The sequence below is a fragment of the Streptomyces sp. NPDC003035 genome (genome assembly GCF_042888285.1).
Taxonomy (GTDB): domain Bacteria; phylum Actinomycetota; class Actinomycetes; order Streptomycetales; family Streptomycetaceae; genus Streptomyces.
Window position 1 is genome coordinate 55,101 of record NZ_JBIAPJ010000008.1, and the last position, 19,690, is coordinate 74,790.

Genomic DNA, 19,690 nt, shown 5'->3' on the forward strand with positions numbered 1-19,690 from the left:
GCCGCTCACGCTCCCCCGGTGTGGACCTGGAAGGCCGCCCTGCGGACGGCCTTGGCCAGGGCCGGGTCGGGGTGGGCGGCGGCGAGGGCCACCAGGACCTGGACCGTACGGGGGTGGCCGACGGCCCGGACCTCGTCGAGGAGCGCGGGGACGGTGCCCTGCACGGCGGAGTCGAGATGGCGGACGAGCAGCGCGCTCTCGCCGTGGTCGGCGACGGCCGCGGCGGTGTCCACCCAGAGCCAGGTGGCCTCCTGGCGGGTGAGCACGTCCGGGGCGTCGTCGGGGTCGGCGCCGTCGTACTCGGCGAGCCAGAGCAGGGCGTAGGGACGGAGCGAGGTCTCCTTCGCGGCGGCCCGGACCTCGGCCTCGGCGGGGGCTCCGACGACCCGGAGCGCCTCGAAGGCGAGACCGCGCAGCAGGGCGTCCTCGCCGCGGGCGACGGCGAGGAGTTCCGTGACCGCGCTGGAGAGCGTGCGGGCGGCGAGCCAGGCGCGGTACTCGTCGCGGGCCGGGCCGGGGGTGAGGCGGGCGCAGCCGCGGAGCATGTCCTCGGCGGACTGCTCGATGTTCCCGGCGGGGCTCTGGGCGGCGACGCAGATCTGCTCCAGCTTGACCCAGACCGCCCAGTTGCCGAGGGGCGTGAGGGTGGCCTGGCGGCCGTCGGCACCGTCGCGGCCTTCAGTGCCTTCGGGGCCTTCGGGGCCTTCGGGGCCTTCGTCGAGGGTCAGCGCGCCGACGGCGGCGAGACCCTCCAGGGCCCAGTCGAGCAGGGCGGAGAGCCCGTCGGCGCCGGGGTCGGCCGGAGCGGCGTCGGTGGCCGCGCCCTGGAGGGGGACCTCGCAGCGCTCCTCGCGCAGCTCCTCGACCCGCTGCTGGAGCAGGTCGAGAAGGGCGGGGACGAGCACGGGACCGGCGGAGAGCTGGAGGAGGGACAGCACCTGGGGGACGGCCTCGACGACCTCGGCCACGGCGCTGGGCGGCACGTCCTCGGGAGCGGGGTGCACCAGCGACCAGGCGTCGAACAGGGCGACCCAGCCGCGCAGCACGGCGGAGTCGTCGCGGTCCCAGGCCCGCAGCCGCCAGCCGGGGCGAGCGGTGCCGCCGTGGAGTTCGACGAGTCCGGCGAGCCGAGCCCGGTCCCAGCCGGCCCGGATCTGGCCGGGCGTCAGGCCCAGTGCGACAGCGGCGCGTTCCTGGGCCGGGACGGCCTCGATGCCCGCCTCGGGGGCGGTCGGAGCGACGGGCGTGGGGGTGGTCGGAGCGACGGGCTCGGGGCCGGTCGGAGCGGTGGGCTCGGCCCCGCGGTCGACGGCGGCCCAGCGGGCGATCCGTACGGCGTCGGCGAGGACGATCCGTGCCTGTCGGGCCAGTTCCGCGCGGGGCGGAGTGCCCTCCGGCGGCCGCGGCGCGGGCCGGGTGCGCCGGGTCGTCACGGCCCGTCGGGCGGTGGCGAGTGCCCGCGGACGGACGAGTCGGAGTCTGGAGTTGCGCGCCATTTGCTCATCAGGCTTTCGAGACGTCACGGAGGCAGTCTTCCCGCTGACGGCCCGAAAGCCCAATCGGAATCGGGAGCGCCGGTGGAACGCCCCCGGACGGGGGGTCAGAGCAGGGGGGTGAGGAAACGGCGCAGGGCCTCTTCGTAGCGCACCGGGTCGGCGTTCCACATGGAGGCGTGCGGGGCACCGCGGACCGTGTGCAGGGTGACCAGTTCCGGGCGGCGGGCGGCCAGGTCGAGGGACGGCTCCCAGGGGGCGATGGTGTCGTCGGGGCCGTGGACGACCAGTGTCGGCACGCGCAGGGCGGCCGGGTCGGCGACCTCCCGGAGCAGGCCGCCGCGCCCGCCGGTCCTGCCCTGCGCGGCGCGGACCGCGAGCGGGATCAGCGGGCCGGGGACGCGGCGGGCCGCGGCGAGGTTGCGCAGGGTGGCCTCCCGGTCGAGGACCGGGGAGTCGAGGACGAGTCCGCGGACCACGTCCCGTACGCCGGAGTCGGCGGCGGCGTGCAGCGCCATCGCGGCGCCGGTCCCCCAGCCGTAGAGGACGACCTCCTGGGCGCCCCTGCGGACGGCGTGGCGGACGGCCGCGTCGACGTCGCGCCAGGCGGAGTCGCCGAGGTGGCCGAGGCCGTCCGGGCAGCGGGGCGCGCCCTCGTCCCCGCGGTAGGCCACACAGAGGACGGGGATCTGCCGTCGGGAGAGGAAGGGGACGAGGTTGAGGGGGTGCCGGCGGGTGGTGCCCATGCCGTGCAGGGCGATCACCCAGGTGGGACGGGGGCCGGGGACGAGCCAGGCCGGCAGGGTGCCGAATTCGCCCGGGATCTCGACGTCCTCGTGGTCGATCCCCAGCGCGGTGCGCGGGGTGCCGCTGTGCAGCTCGGGGGTGAGCCGGACCTTGGCGCCGGACTCCAGGGTGCCGAGCTCGACCCGTTCCAGGCGGCGGACGACGGTGTCCGCGGTGTGCGGGACGCGGTCGAGGACGGGTCCGACGACGGCGTGGACGCCGGGGCCCTCGATCCCGTACGTACCGGGGCGCAGGGAGGCGAGGCTGCGGGTGAGGGTGACCCGGCCGGACTCGGTGGCGTGCACCGTGAGCCGGGGGTCGCCCGGGAGGGGCGGTCCGGACGACGCCTTGAGGGCGGCGTCACTGGCGTACCGGCCGGCCGCGACCGCGGCCGCGCCGACACCGAGCAGAGTGGTGACGGCCGCTGCCGTCGCTGTAGCGGGGCGCACCGTCCCAGTGTCGGCAGGACGGGGGCCGAATGCCAGCGGGCGGGCCCGCCGAAAGCCTCGCGCGAGTGACATGGATCTCCTCGACGGGTCCCCCGATCGGCTGACAGGGGTCGCGAGGCGTCCGGCTGATGACACGGGCGGGAGGGACGGAAGTGAAGGGCGTCGCTTCTGTCCCGTAAGGGCACGGCTTACCCGTGGTTGCGGGGTGACCACATCGTGGACAGAACCGCGTCGGGAGCACTATCGGGAGCACTAAGCGGAATCTCAGGACACCGGATCGGGACACCACACAGCCCGACCCAGTTCACCTTCCGTTCACTCAGGTTGCCTACGTTCGTCGAGCCACTGACGTCGAACGATTGCCTGGGTAAATGGAACACATCACGCTGCTGCTCGCGATTGTGGTCGTGACAGCTCTCGTGTTCGATTTCACGAACGGTTTCCACGACACCGCCAACGCGATGGCGACGACCATCTCGACCGGTGCCCTCAAGCCCAAGACGGCGGTGGCCATGTCCGCCGTGCTGAACCTGGTCGGTGCGTTCCTGTCGGTGGAGGTTGCCAAGACGATCTCCAAGGGACTCGTCAACGAGGAGGGCATCCAACCCGAGGTCATCCTCGCCGCGCTCGTCGGCGCGATCCTCTGGAACCTGCTGACCTGGCTGGTCGGCCTGCCGTCCAGCTCCTCGCACGCCCTGATGGGCGGCCTGATCGGCGCGACCATCGCCTCGATCGGCCTCAGTGGTGTCAACGGCGGGGTCGTCGTCACCAAGGTGCTCATCCCGGCGATCGCCGCCCCGCTGGTCGCCGGCCTGGCCGCGATGCTCGCCGCCCGCCTGACGTACCGCCTGGACCGGAACGCCGGCAAGAAGACCACCGAGAAGGGCTACCGGGCCGGCCAGATCGCCTCCGCCGGTCTCGTCTCCCTGGCCCACGGCACCAACGACGCCCAGAAGACGATGGGCATCATCACCCTCGCCCTGGTCGCCGGCGGTGTCCTCGTCCCCGGCTCCAACCCGCCCGTCTGGGTCATCGTCTCCGCCGGTGTGGCGATCGCGCTCGGCACCTACCTCGGCGGCTGGCGCATCATCCGCACGATGGGCAAGGGCCTCACCGACCTTCAGCCGCAGCAGGGCTTCGCCGCCCAGACCAGCGCGGCCACGGTCATCCTCGCCTCCTCCAGCCTGGGCTTCTCCCTCTCGACCACGCACTCCTGCTCCGGCGCCGTCATGGGCGCGGGCCTGGGCCGCAAGGGCGGTGTCGTCCGCTGGTCGACCGCCACCCGGATGTTCGTCGCCTGGGGCCTGACCCTTCCGGCCGCGGGCCTCGTCGGAGCCGGAGCCGAGTACGTCGCCCGCCAGGGCGACTGGGGCGTCTACACCGTCGCGGCCTTCCTGGTCGCCTCCTGCGTCGCCATCTGGCTCGTCTCCCGCCGCCAGGTGGTGGACCACACCAACGTCAACGACGTCGAGGCCGAGCCCGCGGGCGTCGTGACCACCGCCATGGCGGCCGTCACCCCGCCGCCGGCCGGTTCCGTCGCCGCCGTCGCGGACGAGGACCTGAAGACCACCATCCCCTCGCCGGCCCCTGCGGACCCGGCAGCCCCCGCCGCCTCTGCCGCGGTGTAAGGAACGAAACGACATGAAGATCGACTGGGCAGCTCTCGGCTCCGTCTTCGGAGTCAGCCTCGTGGCGACCGTCGCCCTCGTGGGCCTCTTCACCCTCGGCATCGTCGGCCTCTCCAAGCAGGAGCAGGCCGCCGCCCAGGGAGGCTCGGCCACCCTGGCGCGTACCGGCGCGTACGCCTGCTTCGCGCTGTGCGCGGCGGCCGTCGTGTACGGCATCTCTCTCATCGTGGCCTGACGCCACACGCTTCGACGGCCGGGCGGGCCGCACCTTCGGGTGCGGCCCGCCCGGTCCGTCGTTCGCCGCCGTCGTTCGCGGGCCTCGTGTGGTGCTTCGCACACTGTCTCACCGCAGGTCAAGGGTGAGTTGACGGGTGTTCGCACAGCGTGGTGGACTTCCGGGGCCAATACGGCGGCAAGTAGAGGAAGTCCGGTGCGAATCCGGCGCGGTCCCGCCACTGTGACCGGGGAGTCGATCCCCGGGAGCCAGGAACTCTCGCCGCCGGTCACGTCGAGCCAGGGCGCGGACCCTGAGTGAGGACACAGCGCCATGCCCGGCCGCAGAGCAGCCACAGGTGTATTCGCGTACGGCGCCGCCGCCGGACTGGCCGCGGACCTGATCCTCGGCGACCCCCGCCGCGGCCATCCCGTCGCCGTGTTCGGACGGGCCGCCGGCTCCGTCGAGAAGCTTCTCCGGCGCGACCACCGCGGGTGGGGCGCGCTGCACACGGCCGTCTGCGCGGGCGGTACGGCGGCCCTCGGGGCCCTCGCCGCGCGTGCCGTACGGGACCGTCCCGCCGCCTCCGTCGCGCTGACCGCCGCCTCTGTCTGGGCCGTCGTCGGCGGTACGACCCTGAGCCGGGAGGCCCGCGCGATCGGCGGCGCCCTGGCTGCCGGGGACCTGGAGGTGGCCCGCGAGCGGCTGCCGCATCTGGTCGGGCGGGATCCGCAGACCCTGGACGGTCCGGCGATGGCCCGCGCGGTGGTGGAGTCCGTCGCCGAGAACACCTCCGACGCCGTCGTGGGCGCCCTGGTCTGGGGAGCCGTGGCGGGGGTTCCGGGCCTGCTCGGCTTCCGGGCCGTGAACACGCTCGACGCGATGGTCGGCCACAAGTCCCCGACGTACCGCCGCTTCGGCTGGGCCTCGGCCCGGCTCGACGACGTGGCCGGCTGGCCGGGCGCCCGGCTGACCGCCGCGCTCGCGACGGTCGCGGGCGGCGATCCCCGAGGGGCCCTGCGGGCCTGGCGCGCCGATGCGGCCAAGCACCCGAGCCCCAACGCGGGCCCGGTGGAGGCCGCGTTCGCCGGGGCCCTCGGCGTACGGCTCGGGGGGACGCTCTCGTACGGCGGGCGGGTCGAGCACCGGCCCGTGCTGAACGGGGAGGGCCGGGCCGTGGAGGTCGGGGACATCGAGCGGGCGGTACGGCTGTCGCGCCGGGTGACCGCGCTGACGCTGGCGGTGTGTGTGGGTGGACGGCTGGCCGTGACGGCCATGAAGCGGAGGCGTGCATGAGAGGCGGACGCGGAGGCGGACTGCTGGTCGCGGGGACCACGTCCGACGCAGGCAAGAGTGTCGTCACGGCGGGCATCTGCCGCTGGCTGGTCCGGCAGGGCGTGAAGGTCGCCCCGTTCAAGGGCCAGAACATGTCCCTGAACTCCTTCGTGACGCGGGAGGGCGCGGAGATCGGCCGGGCGCAGGCCATGCAGGCGCAGGCCGCGCGCGTCGAGCCGACCGCGCTGATGAACCCCGTACTGCTGAAGCCGGGCAGCGACCGCTCCAGCCAGGTCGTGCTGATGGGCAAGCCCGTCGGTGAACTCAGTGCGCGCGGCTACCACGGGGGGCGCCAGAAGGAGCTCTTCGAGCCCGTGCTGGCGTGCCTGGAGGAGCTGCGGGGCACGTACGACGCCGTGATCTGCGAGGGCGCGGGCAGCCCGGCCGAGATCAATCTGCGGCGCACGGACATCGTGAACATGGGCATCGCGCGGGCCGCGCGGCTGCCGGTGCTCGTCGTCGGGGACATCGACCGGGGCGGGGTCTTCGCCCAGTTCTTCGGGACCACGGCGCTGCTGAGCCCCGAGGACCAGTCGCTCGTGGCCGGGTATCTGGTGAACAAGTTCCGTGGCGACGTGACGCTCCTCGAGCCGGGCCTGGACATGCTGCTCGGCCTGACCGGACGCCGGACGTTCGGTGTCCTGCCGTACGCGCACGGGCTCGGCATCGACGAGGAGGACGGCCTGCGGGTCTCCCTGCGGGGCGCCGTCCGCGAGTCGGTCGTGGCGCCACCGGTCGGCGAGGACGTGCTGCGGGTCGCGGTGTGCGCCGTACCGCTGATGTCGAACTTCACCGACGTGGACGCGCTGGCGGCCGAACCGGGCGTGGTGGTGCGGTTCGTGGACCGGGCCGAGGAGCTCGTCGACGCGGACCTGGTGGTCGTGCCCGGGACCCGGGGGACGGTCAAGGCGCTGGCCTGGCTGCGCGAGCGTGGCCTGGCCGACGCGCTGGCCCGGCGGGCGGCCGAGGGCCGGCCGGTGCTCGGCATCTGCGGCGGCTTCCAGGTCCTCGGCGAACACATCGAGGACGAGGTCGAGTCGAAGGCCGGGGCGGTGGACGGTCTCGGACTGCTGCCGGTGCGGGTCCGTTTCGCGGTCGAGAAGACCCTGGCCCGGCCGGTCGGCGAGGCGCTCGGTGAGCGGGTGGAGGGGTACGAGATCCACCACGGCGTCGCCGAGGTCCTCGGCGGCGAAGGCTTCTTGGACGGGTGCCGGGTCGGCGCGGTGTGGGGGACCCACTGGCACGGCTCGCTGGAGAGCGACGGCTTCCGCCGGGCGTTCCTGCGCGAGGTGGCGGCGGCGGCCGGACGGCGCTTCGTCCCTGCCCCCGACACCTCGTTCGGCACGCTCCGGGAGGAGCAGCTGGACCGCCTCGGCGACCTGATCGAGGAACACGCGGACACCGACGCGCTGCTGCGGCTGATCGAGAACGGCGCGCCCTCGGGGCTGCCGTTCGTGCCGCCGGGTGCGCCGTGAGCACGACGACCGCCGCACACCAACGAGTTGAAGGAGTGACCGCCCGATGAGCACCCGGTATCCGTTCACCGCCGTCGTCGGCATGGACGACCTGCGGCTCGCGCTGCTGCTGAACGCCGTCAGCCCGGCCGTGGGCGGTGTGCTCGTGCGCGGCGAGAAGGGCACCGCGAAGTCGACCGCCGTACGCGCGTTGGCGGACCTGCTGCCCGAGGTGCCGGTGGTCACCGGCTGCCGGTTCAGCTGCGACCCCGGCGCGCCCGATCCGCAGTGCCCGGACGGGCCGCACGAGGCCGCCCCGGCCGGCGGGCGCGCCGCACGGATGGTCGAGCTGCCCGTCGGTGCCTCCGAGGACCGGCTCGTCGGCGCGCTGGACATCGAACGGGCGCTCGCGGAGGGCGTGAAGGCCTTCGAGCCGGGGCTCCTCGCGGACGCGCACCGCGGGATTCTGTACGTCGACGAGGTGAACCTCCTCCATGACCACTTGATCGACCTGCTCCTGGACGCCGCCGCGATGGGCGCCTCGTACGTCGAGCGCGAAGGCGTCTCCGTACGGCACGCGGCCCGCTTCCTGCTGGTCGGCACGATGAACCCCGAAGAGGGCGAGCTGCGGCCGCAGTTGCTGGACCGCTTCGGTCTCACCGTCGAGGTCGCGGCCTCGCGCGAGCCCGAGCAGCGGGTCGAGGTCGTGCGGCGGCGGCTCGCGTTCGACGACGACCCGGCCGCCTTCGCCGCCCGCTGGGCCGGTGAGGAGACCGCGCTGCGGGACCGGATCGTCGCCGCGCGCGAGCTGCTGCCGAGCGTGGTGCTCGGTGACGCCGCGCTGCTCCAGATCGCCGCGACCTGCGCCGCGTTCGAGGTGGACGGGATGCGCGCGGACATCGTGATGGCCCGCACCGCGACGGCGCTCGCCGCGTGGGCGGGCCGGACGGACGTCACCTCCGACGACGTACGGCAGGCCGCGCTGCTCGCCCTCCCCCACCGCAGGCGGCGGAACCCCTTCGACGCCCCCGGCCTCGACGAGGACAAGCTCGACGAGACCCTGGAGCGGTTCAAGGGCGAAGGCGAGGGCGACGAAGATCCGGACCCGGGTCCGGAGGGCCCCGGTGGCGGCGGGGGCGTTCCGCCGCAGGGCGAGGGGCCCGACGGTCCGGCGCCCGAGTCCGCCGAGGCGCCGGAGAGCGCCCCGGCACCCGCCCCGCAGGGCTCCGGAGGCGCCGGTGAGCGGGCCGCCGTCAAGGCCGCGGAGCCCTTCCGTACGAAGATGCTCAGTGTGCCCGGACTCGGCGAGGGGGCGGCCGGGCGCCGCTCCCGGGCCCGTACCGAGCACGGCAGGACGACCGGCGCCGTACGGCCCCGGGGCGCGCTGACCAAGCTGCACCTCACGGCGACCGTGCAGGCCGCCGCCCCGCACCAGAAGGCGCGCGGACGGTCCGGCCCCGGGCTCGTGGTGCGCCGGGACGATCTGCGGCAGGCGACCCGGGAGGGGCGCGAGGGGAACCTGGTGCTCTTCGCCGTGGACGCGTCCGGGTCGATGGCGGCCCGGCAGCGGATGAGCGCCGTCAAGGGAGCCGTACTCTCCCTGCTCCTCGACGCCTACCAGCGACGCGACAAGGTCGGTCTGGTCACCTTCCGGGGCCGGGACGCCGAGGTGGCGCTGCCGCCGACCTCGTCCGTGGACGCGGCGGCCGCGCGGTTGGAACAGCTCCCGACGGGCGGCCGTACGCCGCTGTCGGCCGGGCTGCTCAAGGCCCACGACGTGCTCCGCGTCGAGCGGCTGCGCGACCCCTCGCGCCGCCCCCTGCTCGTCGTCGTGACCGACGGGCGGGCGACCGGCGGCGGCGCGGACCCCGTGGCGCTCGCCGCCCGCGCGGCGCGGCTGCACGCCTCCGAGGGCACCGCGGCCGTCGTCGTGGACTGCGAGACCGGGCCCGTACGACTGGGGCTGGCCGGGAACCTCGCCCGCGAACTGGGCGGCACCGCCGTGACCTTGGACGAGCTGCGCGCCGACTCGATCGCCGGGCTCGTCAGAGACGTACAAGCAGAGCACGCCACGAGGAGGGCCGCTTAATGCCGCAGGGACAGCCGACCGTCGTTCCCGACGACGGTCTCACCACCCGCCAGCGCCGCAACCGCGCGCTGGTGATGGTGCACACGGGCGTCGGCAAGGGGAAGTCGACCGCCGCGTTCGGCATGGCGCTGCGCGCCTGGAACCAGGGCTGGCCGGTCGGGGTGTTCCAGTTCGTCAAGTCCGCCAAGTGGCGGGTCGGCGAGGAGAACGCCCTCAAGGCGCTCGGCGAGACCGGCAAGGGCGGGACCGTCACCTGGAACAAGATGGGTGAGGGCTGGTCCTGGATCCAGCGCGAGGTCGCGGAGGGCGAGCAGTCGCACGAGGACAAGGCGCGCGAGGGCTGGGAGCAGGTCAAGCGGGACCTCGCCGAGGAGAAGTACAGGTTCTACGTCCTCGACGAGTTCGCCTACCTGCTGCACTGGGGCTGGATCGACACCAAGGAGGTCGTGGAGGTGCTGCGCGACCGCCCCGGGCAGCAGCACGTCGTCATCACCGGCCGCAACGCGCCGCAGGAACTGGTCGACTTCGCGGATCTCGTCACCGACATGTCGAAGGTGAAGCATCCGATGGACGCCGGTCAGAAGGGCCAGCGGGGCATCGAGTGGTAGCACGTCTCGTCATCGCCGCGCCGTCCTCCGGCGCGGGCAAGACCACGGTCGCGACCGGCCTGATGGCCGCGTTCGCCGGCCGTGGTCTGGCGGTCTCCCCGCACAAGGTCGGCCCGGACTACATCGACCCGGGCTACCACGCGCTGGCGACCGGCCGGCCGGGCCGCAACCTCGACGCGTACATGTGCGGTACGGGTCTGATCGCGCCGCTCTTCGAGCACGGGGCGCGGGGCTGTGACCTGGCGGTCGTCGAGGGTGTCATGGGCCTGTACGACGGTGCCGCCGATCAGGGCGAGCTGGCGTCCACGGCGCAGGTGGCGAAGCTGCTCAAGGCGCCGGTGGTGCTGGTCGTGGACGCGTCGTCGCAGTCGCGGTCGGTGGCGGCGCTGGTGCACGGGTTCGCGTCGTGGGACCCGGAGGTCCGGATCGGCGGGGTGATCCTGAACAAGGTCGCGACCGATCGGCACGAGCATCTGCTGCGGGAGGCGCTCGGGGAGTCGGGGGTGCCGGTGCTTGGCGTGCTGCGGCGGGCGCCGGCGGTTGCGACGCCGTCGCGGCACCTGGGGCTGGTGCCGGTGGCCGAACGGCAGGCCCAGGCCGTGGAGGCGGTGGCCGCGCAGGCGGAGCAGGTTCTTCAAGGGTGCGACCTGGAGGGGTTGCTGGCCCTCGCGCGCAGCGCGCCTGAACTGCACGCCGAGGCGTGGACACCTGAGGTCGTCGAGCGACTGACCGCCGGTGGTCGGGTTGTGCCCACCCGTTCCGCCCCAGCGGAACTGTTGCCCACAACAAGGCCGGTGGTGGCTGTAGCTGGTGGCGCAGCGTTCACGTTCTCGTATGCCGAGCATGCTGAGCTGCTCACCGCCGCCGGGGCCGAGGTCGTCACGTTCGATCCTCTGCGGGACGAACGTCTTCCCGAAGGGACCTCCGGGCTCGTCATCGGGGGTGGCTTTCCTGAGATGTACGGCTCCGAGCTGTCCGCCAACGACCCCCTCCGCAAGGCCGTCGCCGAGCTCGCCGCCTCCGGTGCGCCGATCGCCGCCGAGTGTGCCGGGCTGCTGTACCTCGCCCGGTCGCTCGACGGGACGCCGATGTGCGGGGTCCTGGACGCCGACGCGCGGATGTCGTCACGCCTTACCCTGGGGTACCGGGACGCCGTGGCGGTGAACGACAGTTCACTGGCCGCGGCCGGGGCGCGGATGCGGGGTCATGAGTTCCACCGGACCGTGATCGAGCCGGGCGCGGGCGCGGCGGTGGCCTGGGGGCTGCGTCAGCCGGAGCGGAGGGTGGAGGGCTTCGTACAGCAGGGGGTGCACGCCAGTTATGTGCACACCCACTGGGCGGGTGCCCCGGAGGCGGCCGTGCGGTTCGTGGAGCACTGTGGGAACGGGCCCGCCGCGTGAGATCAGCCGCCGGAGACGCCCACCACGAGCCAGATGAAGGCCACGCCCGCCACCGTGCACAGCAGGGTGGAGCGGGCGGGGTGTTCGTGGTGGGCCTCGGGGAGGATCTCGGCGGCGGCGAGGTAGAGCAGGGCGCCTCCGAAGAACCCGAGATAGCTGCCGAGCAGTTCCTCCGGCAGGGTGAACAGCAGGGTCGACGCGGCGCCGACGATCGGGGCGAGGGCGTCCGCGACGAGCATGGCGATCGCCTTGCGCCGGGCGTTCCCGTACAGGCTGGTGATCGTGTACGTGTTGAATCCGTCGGCGAAGTCGTGGGTGATGACGGCGAGCGCGACGGTGGCGCCCATTCCTCCGCCGACCTGGAAGGCGGCGCCGAGCGCGATGCCGTCCATGAGGCTGTGGGCGACCATGGCGGCCGCCGCCGTGAGTCCGACCTGCGGCACTCTTTCGTCGGCACCGACGCCGTGCGCGGCCTGACGGACGGCCAGCAGTCGTTCGACGGCGTGGGCGAGGAGGAAGCCACCCACGAACAGGAGCAGGGCCTGCGGCACGCCGAAGACCGTGGCGGTCGTGGCCTCCAGAGCCTCCGGCAGGAGATCGAGTCCGACCACGCCGAGCATCAGCCCGCCGGCGAGGCCGAGGACCAGGTGGCGTCGGTCGGTGACGCGCTGCGCCGTCCAGCCGCCGAACAGCGTCATGAGGAACGCGCCGAGCGCGACGAAAACGGCCATGCGCCCTTGCTATCCGATCGTGCGCGTCCCGCGCACATCAGAGGCGGCGGTGTGGGGAGGCTGGTCGCGTGATCACGGTGATCGGTGGCGGTGCGGGCGCCGACGCGGGCTCCTGGCCGGGCGAGGCGGCACTGGTGGTGGACGTGCGGGGCGACGAGTTGACGGACACGGAACTCGACCTGATCGAGAAGCACGTGGCCGGGGACGGGGGCGGGGCGCGGGTGGTCGTGCGGGTGCTGGGAGATCCCGGATTCTTCGGGCCGGTACGCACGTTGGAGAAGCGCCTCGGGCCCGCGGGACTGGAGGTGTCGCCCGCACCGACGGCGGTGGGGCTCGCTTTCGCGCGCCTCGGGCTGCCGTGGGACGACGCCTTCGTGGTGGACGGCAGGGAGGTGCGCGGCGCGGAGGCGTACGGGAGCGCGCTGGCCCGGGTCGTGAACGTGTGCCGGGCCCGTCCGAAGGTGGCCGTGCTGCCCGGGCCCGGAGTGGGCCCGGCGGAGCTGGGCGCGGAGCTGGTGCACCGGGTGGAGTCGCGGACGCTGGTGGTGTTCACGGCGCTGGGCGATCCGTTCCGGGAGCGCTTCGAGCGGGTGGAGCCGGCAGAGGCGATGTGCCGGAGCTGGGAGGGGGTGAGCCTGGTCCTGTGCCTCGACGAGTCGCGGGCGGAAGGGCCGCCGCCGGTGGTGACGGGTCCGTTGTCGGGGCCGGGCCGATGGGCGCTGCCGGACCGGGAGTTCGGGGCGGAGGACGGTTCCGTACTGCCGTACGAGGCACGGGCGCTGGCGCTCGCGCGGCTCGGGCCTCGGGTCGGGGACCTGGTCTGGGACATCGGGACGGGCTGCGGTGCGGTGGCCGTGGAGTGTGCCCGGCTCGGCGCGGCGGCGGTCGCCGTGGAGAAGACGGCGTCCGGTGTCGAGCGGATCCGCGCGAACACGGCCGCGCACGGTGTGGAGGTGCGTGCGGTGCACGGTGCGGCGCCGACGGTGCTCTCCCATCTGGCCGATCCGGACGGGGTGTTCATCGGCGGCGGTGGCCGTGAGCTCAGGTCGATCGTGCTGACGGCGGCCCGGCGGGCGCGGCGGGCGGTGGTGGTGGCGGTGACGGCTCTGGAGCAGGTGACCCCGGTCCGCACGGCGCTGGAGTCGTGCGGGTTCGCGGCCGAAGGGGTGCTGCTGCACTCCCAGCGACTGCTCCCGCTGCCGGACGGTTCCTCGACGATGGCTCCGGCGGCCCCCGTGTTCCTGGTCTGGGGCACGCGGTGAGCGGGGCGGCGGTGAACGGGGTGGCGGTGGGCGTCGGGGCGCGCTCGGGGGTGTCGGTGGACGAGGTCCTCGCCCTGGTCACGGAGGCGCTGCGGGAGGCGGGTCTCACGGGCCCGCACGTGACGGCACTCGCCACGCTGGAGGCGCGGGCGGCCGAGCCGGGTCTCGTTGCCGCGGCCGGGCGGCTCGGCGTGCCCCTACGGGCGTATGGGGCCGAGGAGCTGGCCGCCGTGTCCGTACCGCATCCGTCAGTAGCTCCGCTGGCGGCGACGGGGACGGCGTCGGTGGCGGAGGCCGCTGCGCTGCTCGCGGCGGGTCCGGGCGCCGAACTTCTCGTACCGAAGCGGAAAACGCGGCGCGTGACGTGCGCTATCGCCCGGTCTCTCCCCGTTCGTCCGAACGAAGATGCCTCCGCCGTACGGTTGTTGCCCCAGGGACAGGGGTACATCGCTGGTCAGACGGAGCCCCGTACACCCCCCACTCACCACCCGACGGCGGCCATGGATATCCACGCGCACACAGACGTCCACGATCTGCGGCACCACGGTGACGCGGAGGTACGGGACGAGAAGCTGATCGACCTCGCGGTCAACGTCCGGACGAACACGCCGCCGGAATGGCTGCGCGAGCGGATCGCGGACTCGCTCACCAGTTTGGCGCACTACCCCGACGGGCGGGTGGCGCGGGCCGCCGTCGCCGAGCGGCACGACCTGCCGGCCGGACGGGTGCTGCTCACGGCCGGGGCGGCGGAGGCGTTCGTCCTGCTCGCGCGGGCGCTTCCGACGCGGCGACCGGTGGTGGTGCACCCGCAGTTCACCGAGCCCGAGGCGGCGCTGCGGGACGCCGGACACGAGGTCGGCCGGGTACTGCTGCGTGAGGAGGACGGCTTCCGGCTCGATCCGGCGGCCGTTCCGGAGGACGCGGACCTGGTCGTGATCGGGAACCCGACGAACCCGACGTCGGTGCTGCACCCGGCGGAGACGCTCGCCTCGCTCGCGCGCCCCGGCCGGACGCTGGTGGTGGACGAGGCGTTCATGGACGCGGTGCCGGGCGAGCGGGAGTCGCTGGCCGGGCGGACGGACGTTCCGGGCCTGGTCGTGCTGCGGAGCCTGACGAAGACCTGGGGTCTCGCCGGCCTGCGGATCGGCTACGTCCTCGCGCAGCCGGAGACGATCGAGGCCCTCACCGGGGCGCAGCCGCTGTGGCCGGTGTCCACGCCGGCGCTGGTGGCGGCGGAGGCGTGCATGTCCCGCGCGGCGCTCGCGGAGGCGGAGCACGCGGCGCACCGGATCGGGGTGGAGCGGGCGCATCTGCTGGCGGGGCTCGCGGAGTTCGACGAGGTCCGGGCGGTCGAGGCGGCCGAGGGGCCGTTCGTCCTGATCCGGATCGAGCGGGCGGACGAGGTGCGGGATCGGCTGCGGGCGCTGGGCTTCGCGGCGCGGCGCGGGGACACGTTCCCGGGTCTGGACAGGAACTGGCTCCGACTGGCGGTTCGGGACCGGGTCACGACGAACCGCTTCCTGCAGGCCCTGGACCAGGCCCTCCTGATCAGGGGCTGTTGATCGGCCGGGAGGCCGAGGGCGGTAGTCGTCACGACCGCCCTCGGCCTCCCCTTTCCCCATTTCCCCCAGTTCCCCCCTGAGGCCCCCCTCGGGTCGGTCAGCCGCGGGCGCGACCGCGCGCCAGGACGAGGGCGCCGCCGCCCGCACCGAGCAGGACGACGGCGCCGCCGAGCAGGTACGGGGTCATCGAGCTGCCGCCGGTCGCGGCGAGGTTCTGGTCGGCCGGGCCGGAGCCGCCGTTCTGGGTCTCCACGCCGCCGGCGTCGGTGGGCTCGGCCGAGGGCTTCTCGGTCGGCTTCTGAGTGGGCTTCTGGGTGGGCTTCGTGCCCTTCGGCGTCTCGCAGGTGGCCTCGGCGAGGGTCACCACGCCGTTGACCTGGGCCACGCCGAGCTGCAGCGGGTCGACGTCCACCTTCAGTTCGAGCGCGGTCGCGGCAGCGGTGCGCGAGGTGGTGGAGGTACGGGACAGGTCAAGGGTCACCTCGCCGACGCCCGGCACGGTGACCTTGGTCCGGCCGCCCGTCGACAGGGTGGTCTTCTTGCCGAAGACCGTCACGTGCCCGAGCACGTTGGACTCGGCGACCGGCTGCTTACCGGCCTCGCAGACCGCCTTGGAGGTGACCTTCTCGACCTCGATCAGGGAGAGCGCCCGGATGCCGGGGACATGGACCCGCGCCTTGACCAGGTTCACGTGCCCCTCGGCCTTTTTCGCGTCCACCGTGGCCTTCGAGGTGGCGACGTCGGCGCGCAGGACGTCGATCGGCCGGCCGTTCTCGGCGCCCTCCACCTTCACGGTCAGCGCGGTCATGTTCTTGCTCGCCGGCGCCTCGACCTCGTTGAGGGAGGCACGCAGCGGCACGTTCACCGTCTTGCCGAGCAGGGAGACGTCGAGGCCGGTCCGCAGGACGACGGCGGTCGCGCGTCCTTCGCCGCCCGTGGCGTGCGCCGCGGGGGCCAGGAGGACCACCGGCCCGACGGCCAGCGCGGCGACGGTCGCGGCGGCCGCGGTACGGCGTACGGGCATACGGAAGGTGTTGCTGTTCAAGATGGTGGAACCCCCACAAGAGACATGGCGTCGCCTGCCGCTCGCCACGGGGACACGGGGTCGGCACGGCGTCGGCGACTTGAGACACCGGAATCTTTACGCACGGAGAGTGAACCGGCAGACACCTGGCGCGAGTTCACTCCAAAGGGGGGTTTCCGTGCCCATATTCGATTCTTTCGGCACACGCGTTCCCGCGCGCCCCGCGTGTTGCGCCTCACGCGGGCGCACGCGGGAAGTGATTCAACGACGCGCGCCGTCGCCGGGTAACGGACGGTCAACCAGACGCCTCGGCGAGCCGTCGGTCAGGAGGCGCGCCAGTACCCGAGGGAGTGCGCCCGCCCCTCGGGGAGGACGAGCCCCACCGCGCTCCCCTCTCCCGCGAAGCTGTAGATTAATTTAGGTCAGCCTTACCTAAGCATCACGGACGGGATCGGGATCGGATTGAGCATCGATGTCTACCGGGACGATTGGGGCATTCCGCACCTGAGGGCCGCCGATCCCGAGGAACTCGCCTTCGCGCAGGGGCGGGTGACCGCGGTCGACCGGGCCTGGCAGCTGGAGGTGGAGCGGCATCGGGCGCAGGGCACCACGGCGTCGTTCCTCGGCGCGGGCGAGGCCGGCTGGGACACCTTCGTACGGCAGGCCCGGCTGGCCGACACCGCGCGCCGCTGCTTCGAGCGGCTGGACGCCGGGACGGCGCGGTGGGTACGGGCGTACGTGGACGGGGTCAACGCGGGCCTGCCGGAAGGCGCCGGCCGGGCGCCCGAGTTCGCGACGACGGGGCTCGCGCCCGGGCGCTGGGAGCCGTGGACGCCGCTGGCGGTCTGGCTCTCCACCCACATCCTCTTCGCGGGCTTCCCCACCAAGCTGTGGCGGGAGGAGGTCGCGCGCCGGCTCGGCGAGGAGTGGACGGAGCTGTTCGCCACGGACGGGCCGGGGACGGCGGGCTCCAACGGCTGGGTGGTCTCCGGTGACCGCACGGCGAGCGGCGCGGCGATCGTGGCGGGCGACCCGCACCGCTTCATCGAGGCGCCGGGGGTCTACCAGCAGATCCGCCTCGCGTGCCCGGAGTACGACGTGCTGGGCCTCGCGGTGCCGGGCGTCCCGGGCCTCGCCCACTTCGGGCACACGGGGCAGGTGGCCTGGGCGATCACCAACGCGATGGCCGACTACCAGGACCTGTACCGGGAGCGGCTGCGGCGGACCGCGGACAGCGGCGTGGAGGCCCTCGGCCCGGACGGCTGGCGCGCGGCGTCCGTCCACCGGGAGTCCGTCGAGGTCGCGGGCGCGGAGCCGGTCGGGATCGAGGTGATCGAGACGGAGCGGGGGCCGGTGATCATCGGCGTGGACGCGGATGGTCCGGACGAGGGCTCCTGGGAGGCCATCAGTCTGCGGCATCCGCCGCGGGTGACCGGCGAGCTGGGCTTCGGCGTCCTGCCCGCGCTGCTGGCCGCCCGGACGGTCGCGGACGTGGACCGCGCGGTCGACGGCTGGGTCGAGCCGGTCAACGTCCTCCAGGCGGCGGACGTGGACGGCGGTCTGCTGCACCGGGTCGCCGGGTACGTCCCCGTACGCGACCGCGCCAACTCCCTCCGGGTGGTCCCGGCCTGGGAGCCCGCCCACGCCTGGCAGGACGGCCCGGCCCCGACACCCCGCGCGGAGGTCGAGGGCCGCGCCGTCATGGCCAACGCACGGGGCCTGGCGGCCCCCCTGGGCGTGGAATTCGCCCCCGGCCACCGCGCGGCCCGCATCGCCGAGCTGCTGGACGGCTCGCAGACCTGGACGCCGACGGCGATGCCCACCATCCACACGGACACGGCCAACCCCTCGGCGGCCCGCCTCCTGGAGGCGATCCGCCGGCTGGCCGAGACCCCGACGGGTACGGCCGGACCGGACCAACAGCCCGGCGCCGACGGGCCGTCCCGCCAGGGCGGGACCTCCGCCGAGGCGGGAGCACCCGGCGACGGTGGGCCGCCCGCCCCGCCCGCGCAGGGCGCCGACAGCGCACAGCCGTCCCCCACCAACGCGGACCCGCAGCCCGCCACGGGCCAGGCACCCGGCCAGGACAGGGCGCCCGGCCAGGCCGCGCGGAGCGCCGACAGCGCTCAGACACCCCCCACCAACGCGGGCCCGCAGCCCGGTGATGGTGGGCCGTCCCGCCAGGGCGGGGCGTCCGCCGAGGCAGGAGCGCCTGGCGACGGTTGGCCGCCCGGCCAGGCCGCGCAGGGCGCCGACAGCGCACAGCCGTCCCCCACCAACGCGGGCCCGCAGCCCGGGCACGGGCAGACGTCCGGCCAGGCCGCGCAGAGCGCCGAGAGCCCTCAGCCGTCCCCCACCAACGCGGGCCCGCAGCCCGCCACGGGCCAGGCACCCCGCCAGGCCACGCAAGGCGCCGACGGCCCTCGCGGCGGGCTCGCGCTCTCCCCCCGTGCGCTCGCCGTGCGGGCGCGGTTGCTCGGGTGGGATCGGCGGATGGAGGCGGACAGCGTCGACGCCGGGCTGTACGCCGCCGTGCGCGGGGCCGTCGTGCGGCGGGTCGCCGGGCATCCGGCGTTCGCGGCGCTGCGCGACCCCGCGCCGCACCCCGCGCTGTTCCAGCCGTGGCTCGCCCTCGGGCCGCGCGTGGCCTTCGCGCTGGAGACGCTGCTCGTCTCCGGGCCCGTACCGGCCGCCGACATCGCGGAGATCGTCCGAGCGGCCCTCGAAGAGGTCGCCGCCGGCGACGAACCGCCCGCCTGGGGCGTGACCCACCGGCTCGCGCCCTGGCAGGCGCTTCCCGACGAGGACGACGCGCAGTGGCCGGGCCTGGGCGGGGACCACGACTGCGTGCTGTCCACGTCCAGCGTGCCCGGGTTCACCGACCGCAGCGCCCGGGCCTCGGCCGCCCGTTACGTCTGGGACCTCGCCGACCGCGACAACAGCCTCTGGGTGGTGCCGTTCGGCGCCTCCGGCGTCGCCGGCCAGCCCCACCACCGCGACCAACTGCCTCTGTGGCTGCGGGGCGAGCTCGCCCCCGTCACCACCGCCTGGCACCACCTCACCAAGGAGTTCCCGCATGACTGAGCCCCTCCACCTCCAGACCGTCGAGGGCTTCGGCACCGTCCGGATCGACCCCGTCGACCCTGACCGCGACGCCGCCCTCATCCACGGCTGGGTCAACGAGGAGCGCGCCCGGTTCTGGGGCATGGGCGGGACGACCGTCGACCAGGTGCGGGACGTCTACGCGCACCTGGACTCGCTCACCACGCACCACGGCTTCCTGGTCCGCCGCGACGGCGAGCCGGTCGCGATCTTCCAGACGTACGACCCCGAGGCCGATCGCGTCAGCGAGTGCTACGACGTGCTCGCCGGCGACATCGGCGTGCACCTCTTCCTGGCGCCGACGGCCGCCCCCGAACGCGGCTTCTCCACGGGACTCCTGACCGTGCTGATCGACTTCGCGCTGTCGGGCGGCCGGACCCGTATCGTCGGCGAGCCGGATGCCGCCAACGAGAAGGCGATCGGCCTGCTCGTCCGGTCCGGATTCGAGCTCGGCCCCGAGGTCGTCCTGCCCGAGGTGGACCTGCCGGAGGTCTTCATCCCGGAGAAGAAGGCACGGCTGGCGTTCCTGACGCGCTGACCGGGAAGCGGCGGC

15 protein-coding genes and 1 riboswitch are annotated in these 19,690 nt (G+C 74.2%); of the genes, 11 read left to right on the forward strand and 4 right to left on the reverse strand.

The window, feature by feature from the left end:
- Positions 1–5 precede the first annotated feature (5 nt).
- Both ACFYV5_RS25000 and ACFYV5_RS25005 read right to left on the reverse strand, forming a co-directional pair.
- On the reverse strand, positions 6–1,523 hold the full coding sequence (locus tag ACFYV5_RS25000; RefSeq protein WP_389172083.1) for a hypothetical protein: 1,518 nt from the start codon (positions 1,521–1,523) through the stop codon (positions 6–8).
- Positions 1,524–1,600: 77 nt separating this feature from the next.
- Positions 1,601–2,728 (reverse strand): alpha/beta hydrolase, encoded by a 1,128-nt coding sequence (locus ACFYV5_RS25005; protein WP_389172085.1) that lies wholly within the window; start codon positions 2,726–2,728, stop codon positions 1,601–1,603.
- A gap of 371 nt (positions 2,729–3,099) precedes the next feature.
- Between ACFYV5_RS25005 and ACFYV5_RS25010 the strand changes: the two genes are divergently transcribed.
- The 7 genes from ACFYV5_RS25010 (at position 3,100) to ACFYV5_RS25040 (ending at position 11,456) form a co-directional block, all read left to right on the forward strand.
- Positions 3,100–4,356 (forward strand): inorganic phosphate transporter, encoded by a 1,257-nt coding sequence (locus ACFYV5_RS25010; RefSeq protein ID WP_355111472.1) that lies wholly within the window; start codon positions 3,100–3,102, stop codon positions 4,354–4,356.
- Between the two features lie 13 nt (positions 4,357–4,369).
- Positions 4,370–4,591 carry a hypothetical protein gene (locus tag ACFYV5_RS25015; RefSeq protein WP_158986071.1) on the forward strand — a complete coding sequence of 74 codons (222 nt, stop codon included), beginning with the start codon at positions 4,370–4,372 and terminating at the stop codon, positions 4,589–4,591.
- Between the two features lie 136 nt (positions 4,592–4,727).
- A riboswitch (cobalamin riboswitch) is annotated at positions 4,728–4,872 on the forward strand.
- Between the two features lie 31 nt (positions 4,873–4,903).
- Entirely contained in the window at positions 4,904–5,866 is a 963-nt protein-coding gene (locus ACFYV5_RS25020; RefSeq protein ID WP_389172087.1) for a cobalamin biosynthesis protein, read from the forward strand.
- Positions 5,863–7,380 carry a cobyric acid synthase gene (locus ACFYV5_RS25025; RefSeq protein ID WP_389172089.1) on the forward strand — a complete coding sequence of 506 codons (1,518 nt, stop codon included), beginning with the start codon at positions 5,863–5,865 and terminating at the stop codon, positions 7,378–7,380. Before ACFYV5_RS25020 ends, ACFYV5_RS25025 begins: the two co-directional genes overlap by 4 nt.
- A 46-nt stretch (positions 7,381–7,426) precedes the next feature.
- A complete protein-coding gene (locus tag ACFYV5_RS25030) occupies positions 7,427–9,448 on the forward strand; it encodes a putative cobaltochelatase (RefSeq protein WP_389172091.1) in 2,022 nt (673 codons plus the stop codon).
- Positions 9,448–10,056 (forward strand): cob(I)yrinic acid a,c-diamide adenosyltransferase, encoded by a 609-nt coding sequence (cobO, locus tag ACFYV5_RS25035; RefSeq protein ID WP_389172093.1) that lies wholly within the window; start codon positions 9,448–9,450, stop codon positions 10,054–10,056. The genes ACFYV5_RS25030 and cobO overlap by 1 nt, the downstream gene beginning before the upstream one ends.
- Complete coding sequence (locus ACFYV5_RS25040) at positions 10,050–11,456, forward strand: cobyrinate a,c-diamide synthase (protein ID WP_389172095.1); 1,407 nt, start codon at positions 10,050–10,052, stop codon at positions 11,454–11,456. Before cobO ends, ACFYV5_RS25040 begins: the two co-directional genes overlap by 7 nt.
- 2 nt (positions 11,457–11,458) lie before the next feature.
- On the opposite strand, the gene ACFYV5_RS25045 is transcribed toward ACFYV5_RS25040, so the two are convergent.
- Complete coding sequence (locus ACFYV5_RS25045; RefSeq protein ID WP_355111462.1) at positions 11,459–12,187, reverse strand: ZIP family metal transporter; 729 nt, start codon at positions 12,185–12,187, stop codon at positions 11,459–11,461.
- A gap of 68 nt (positions 12,188–12,255) precedes the next feature.
- On the opposite strand from ACFYV5_RS25045, the gene ACFYV5_RS25050 reads away from it, so the two are divergent.
- Both ACFYV5_RS25050 and cobC read left to right on the forward strand, forming a co-directional pair.
- Positions 12,256–13,449 (forward strand): precorrin-6Y C5,15-methyltransferase (decarboxylating) subunit CbiT, encoded by a 1,194-nt coding sequence (locus tag ACFYV5_RS25050; RefSeq protein ID WP_389172097.1) that lies wholly within the window; start codon positions 12,256–12,258, stop codon positions 13,447–13,449.
- A complete protein-coding gene (gene cobC / locus ACFYV5_RS25055; RefSeq protein WP_389172099.1) occupies positions 13,446–15,011 on the forward strand; it encodes an Rv2231c family pyridoxal phosphate-dependent protein CobC in 1,566 nt (521 codons plus the stop codon). Before ACFYV5_RS25050 ends, cobC begins: the two co-directional genes overlap by 4 nt.
- A 97-nt stretch (positions 15,012–15,108) precedes the next feature.
- Here cobC and ACFYV5_RS25060 read toward each other — a convergent pair whose 3' ends face one another.
- The gene (locus tag ACFYV5_RS25060) at positions 15,109–16,056 is read right to left on the reverse strand and encodes an SCO1860 family LAETG-anchored protein (RefSeq protein WP_355111456.1); all 948 of its coding nucleotides are present in this window, start codon (positions 16,054–16,056) and stop codon (positions 15,109–15,111) included.
- A 441-nt stretch (positions 16,057–16,497) separates the two neighbouring features.
- Between ACFYV5_RS25060 and ACFYV5_RS25065 the strand changes: the two genes are divergently transcribed.
- Complete coding sequence (locus ACFYV5_RS25065) at positions 16,498–19,119, forward strand: penicillin acylase family protein (RefSeq protein ID WP_389172101.1); 2,622 nt, start codon at positions 16,498–16,500, stop codon at positions 19,117–19,119.
- Complete coding sequence (locus ACFYV5_RS25070) at positions 19,112–19,675, forward strand: GNAT family N-acetyltransferase (protein ID WP_389172103.1); 564 nt, start codon at positions 19,112–19,114, stop codon at positions 19,673–19,675. Before ACFYV5_RS25065 ends, ACFYV5_RS25070 begins: the two co-directional genes overlap by 8 nt.
- The last annotated feature ends 15 nt before the right edge of the window (positions 19,676–19,690 follow it).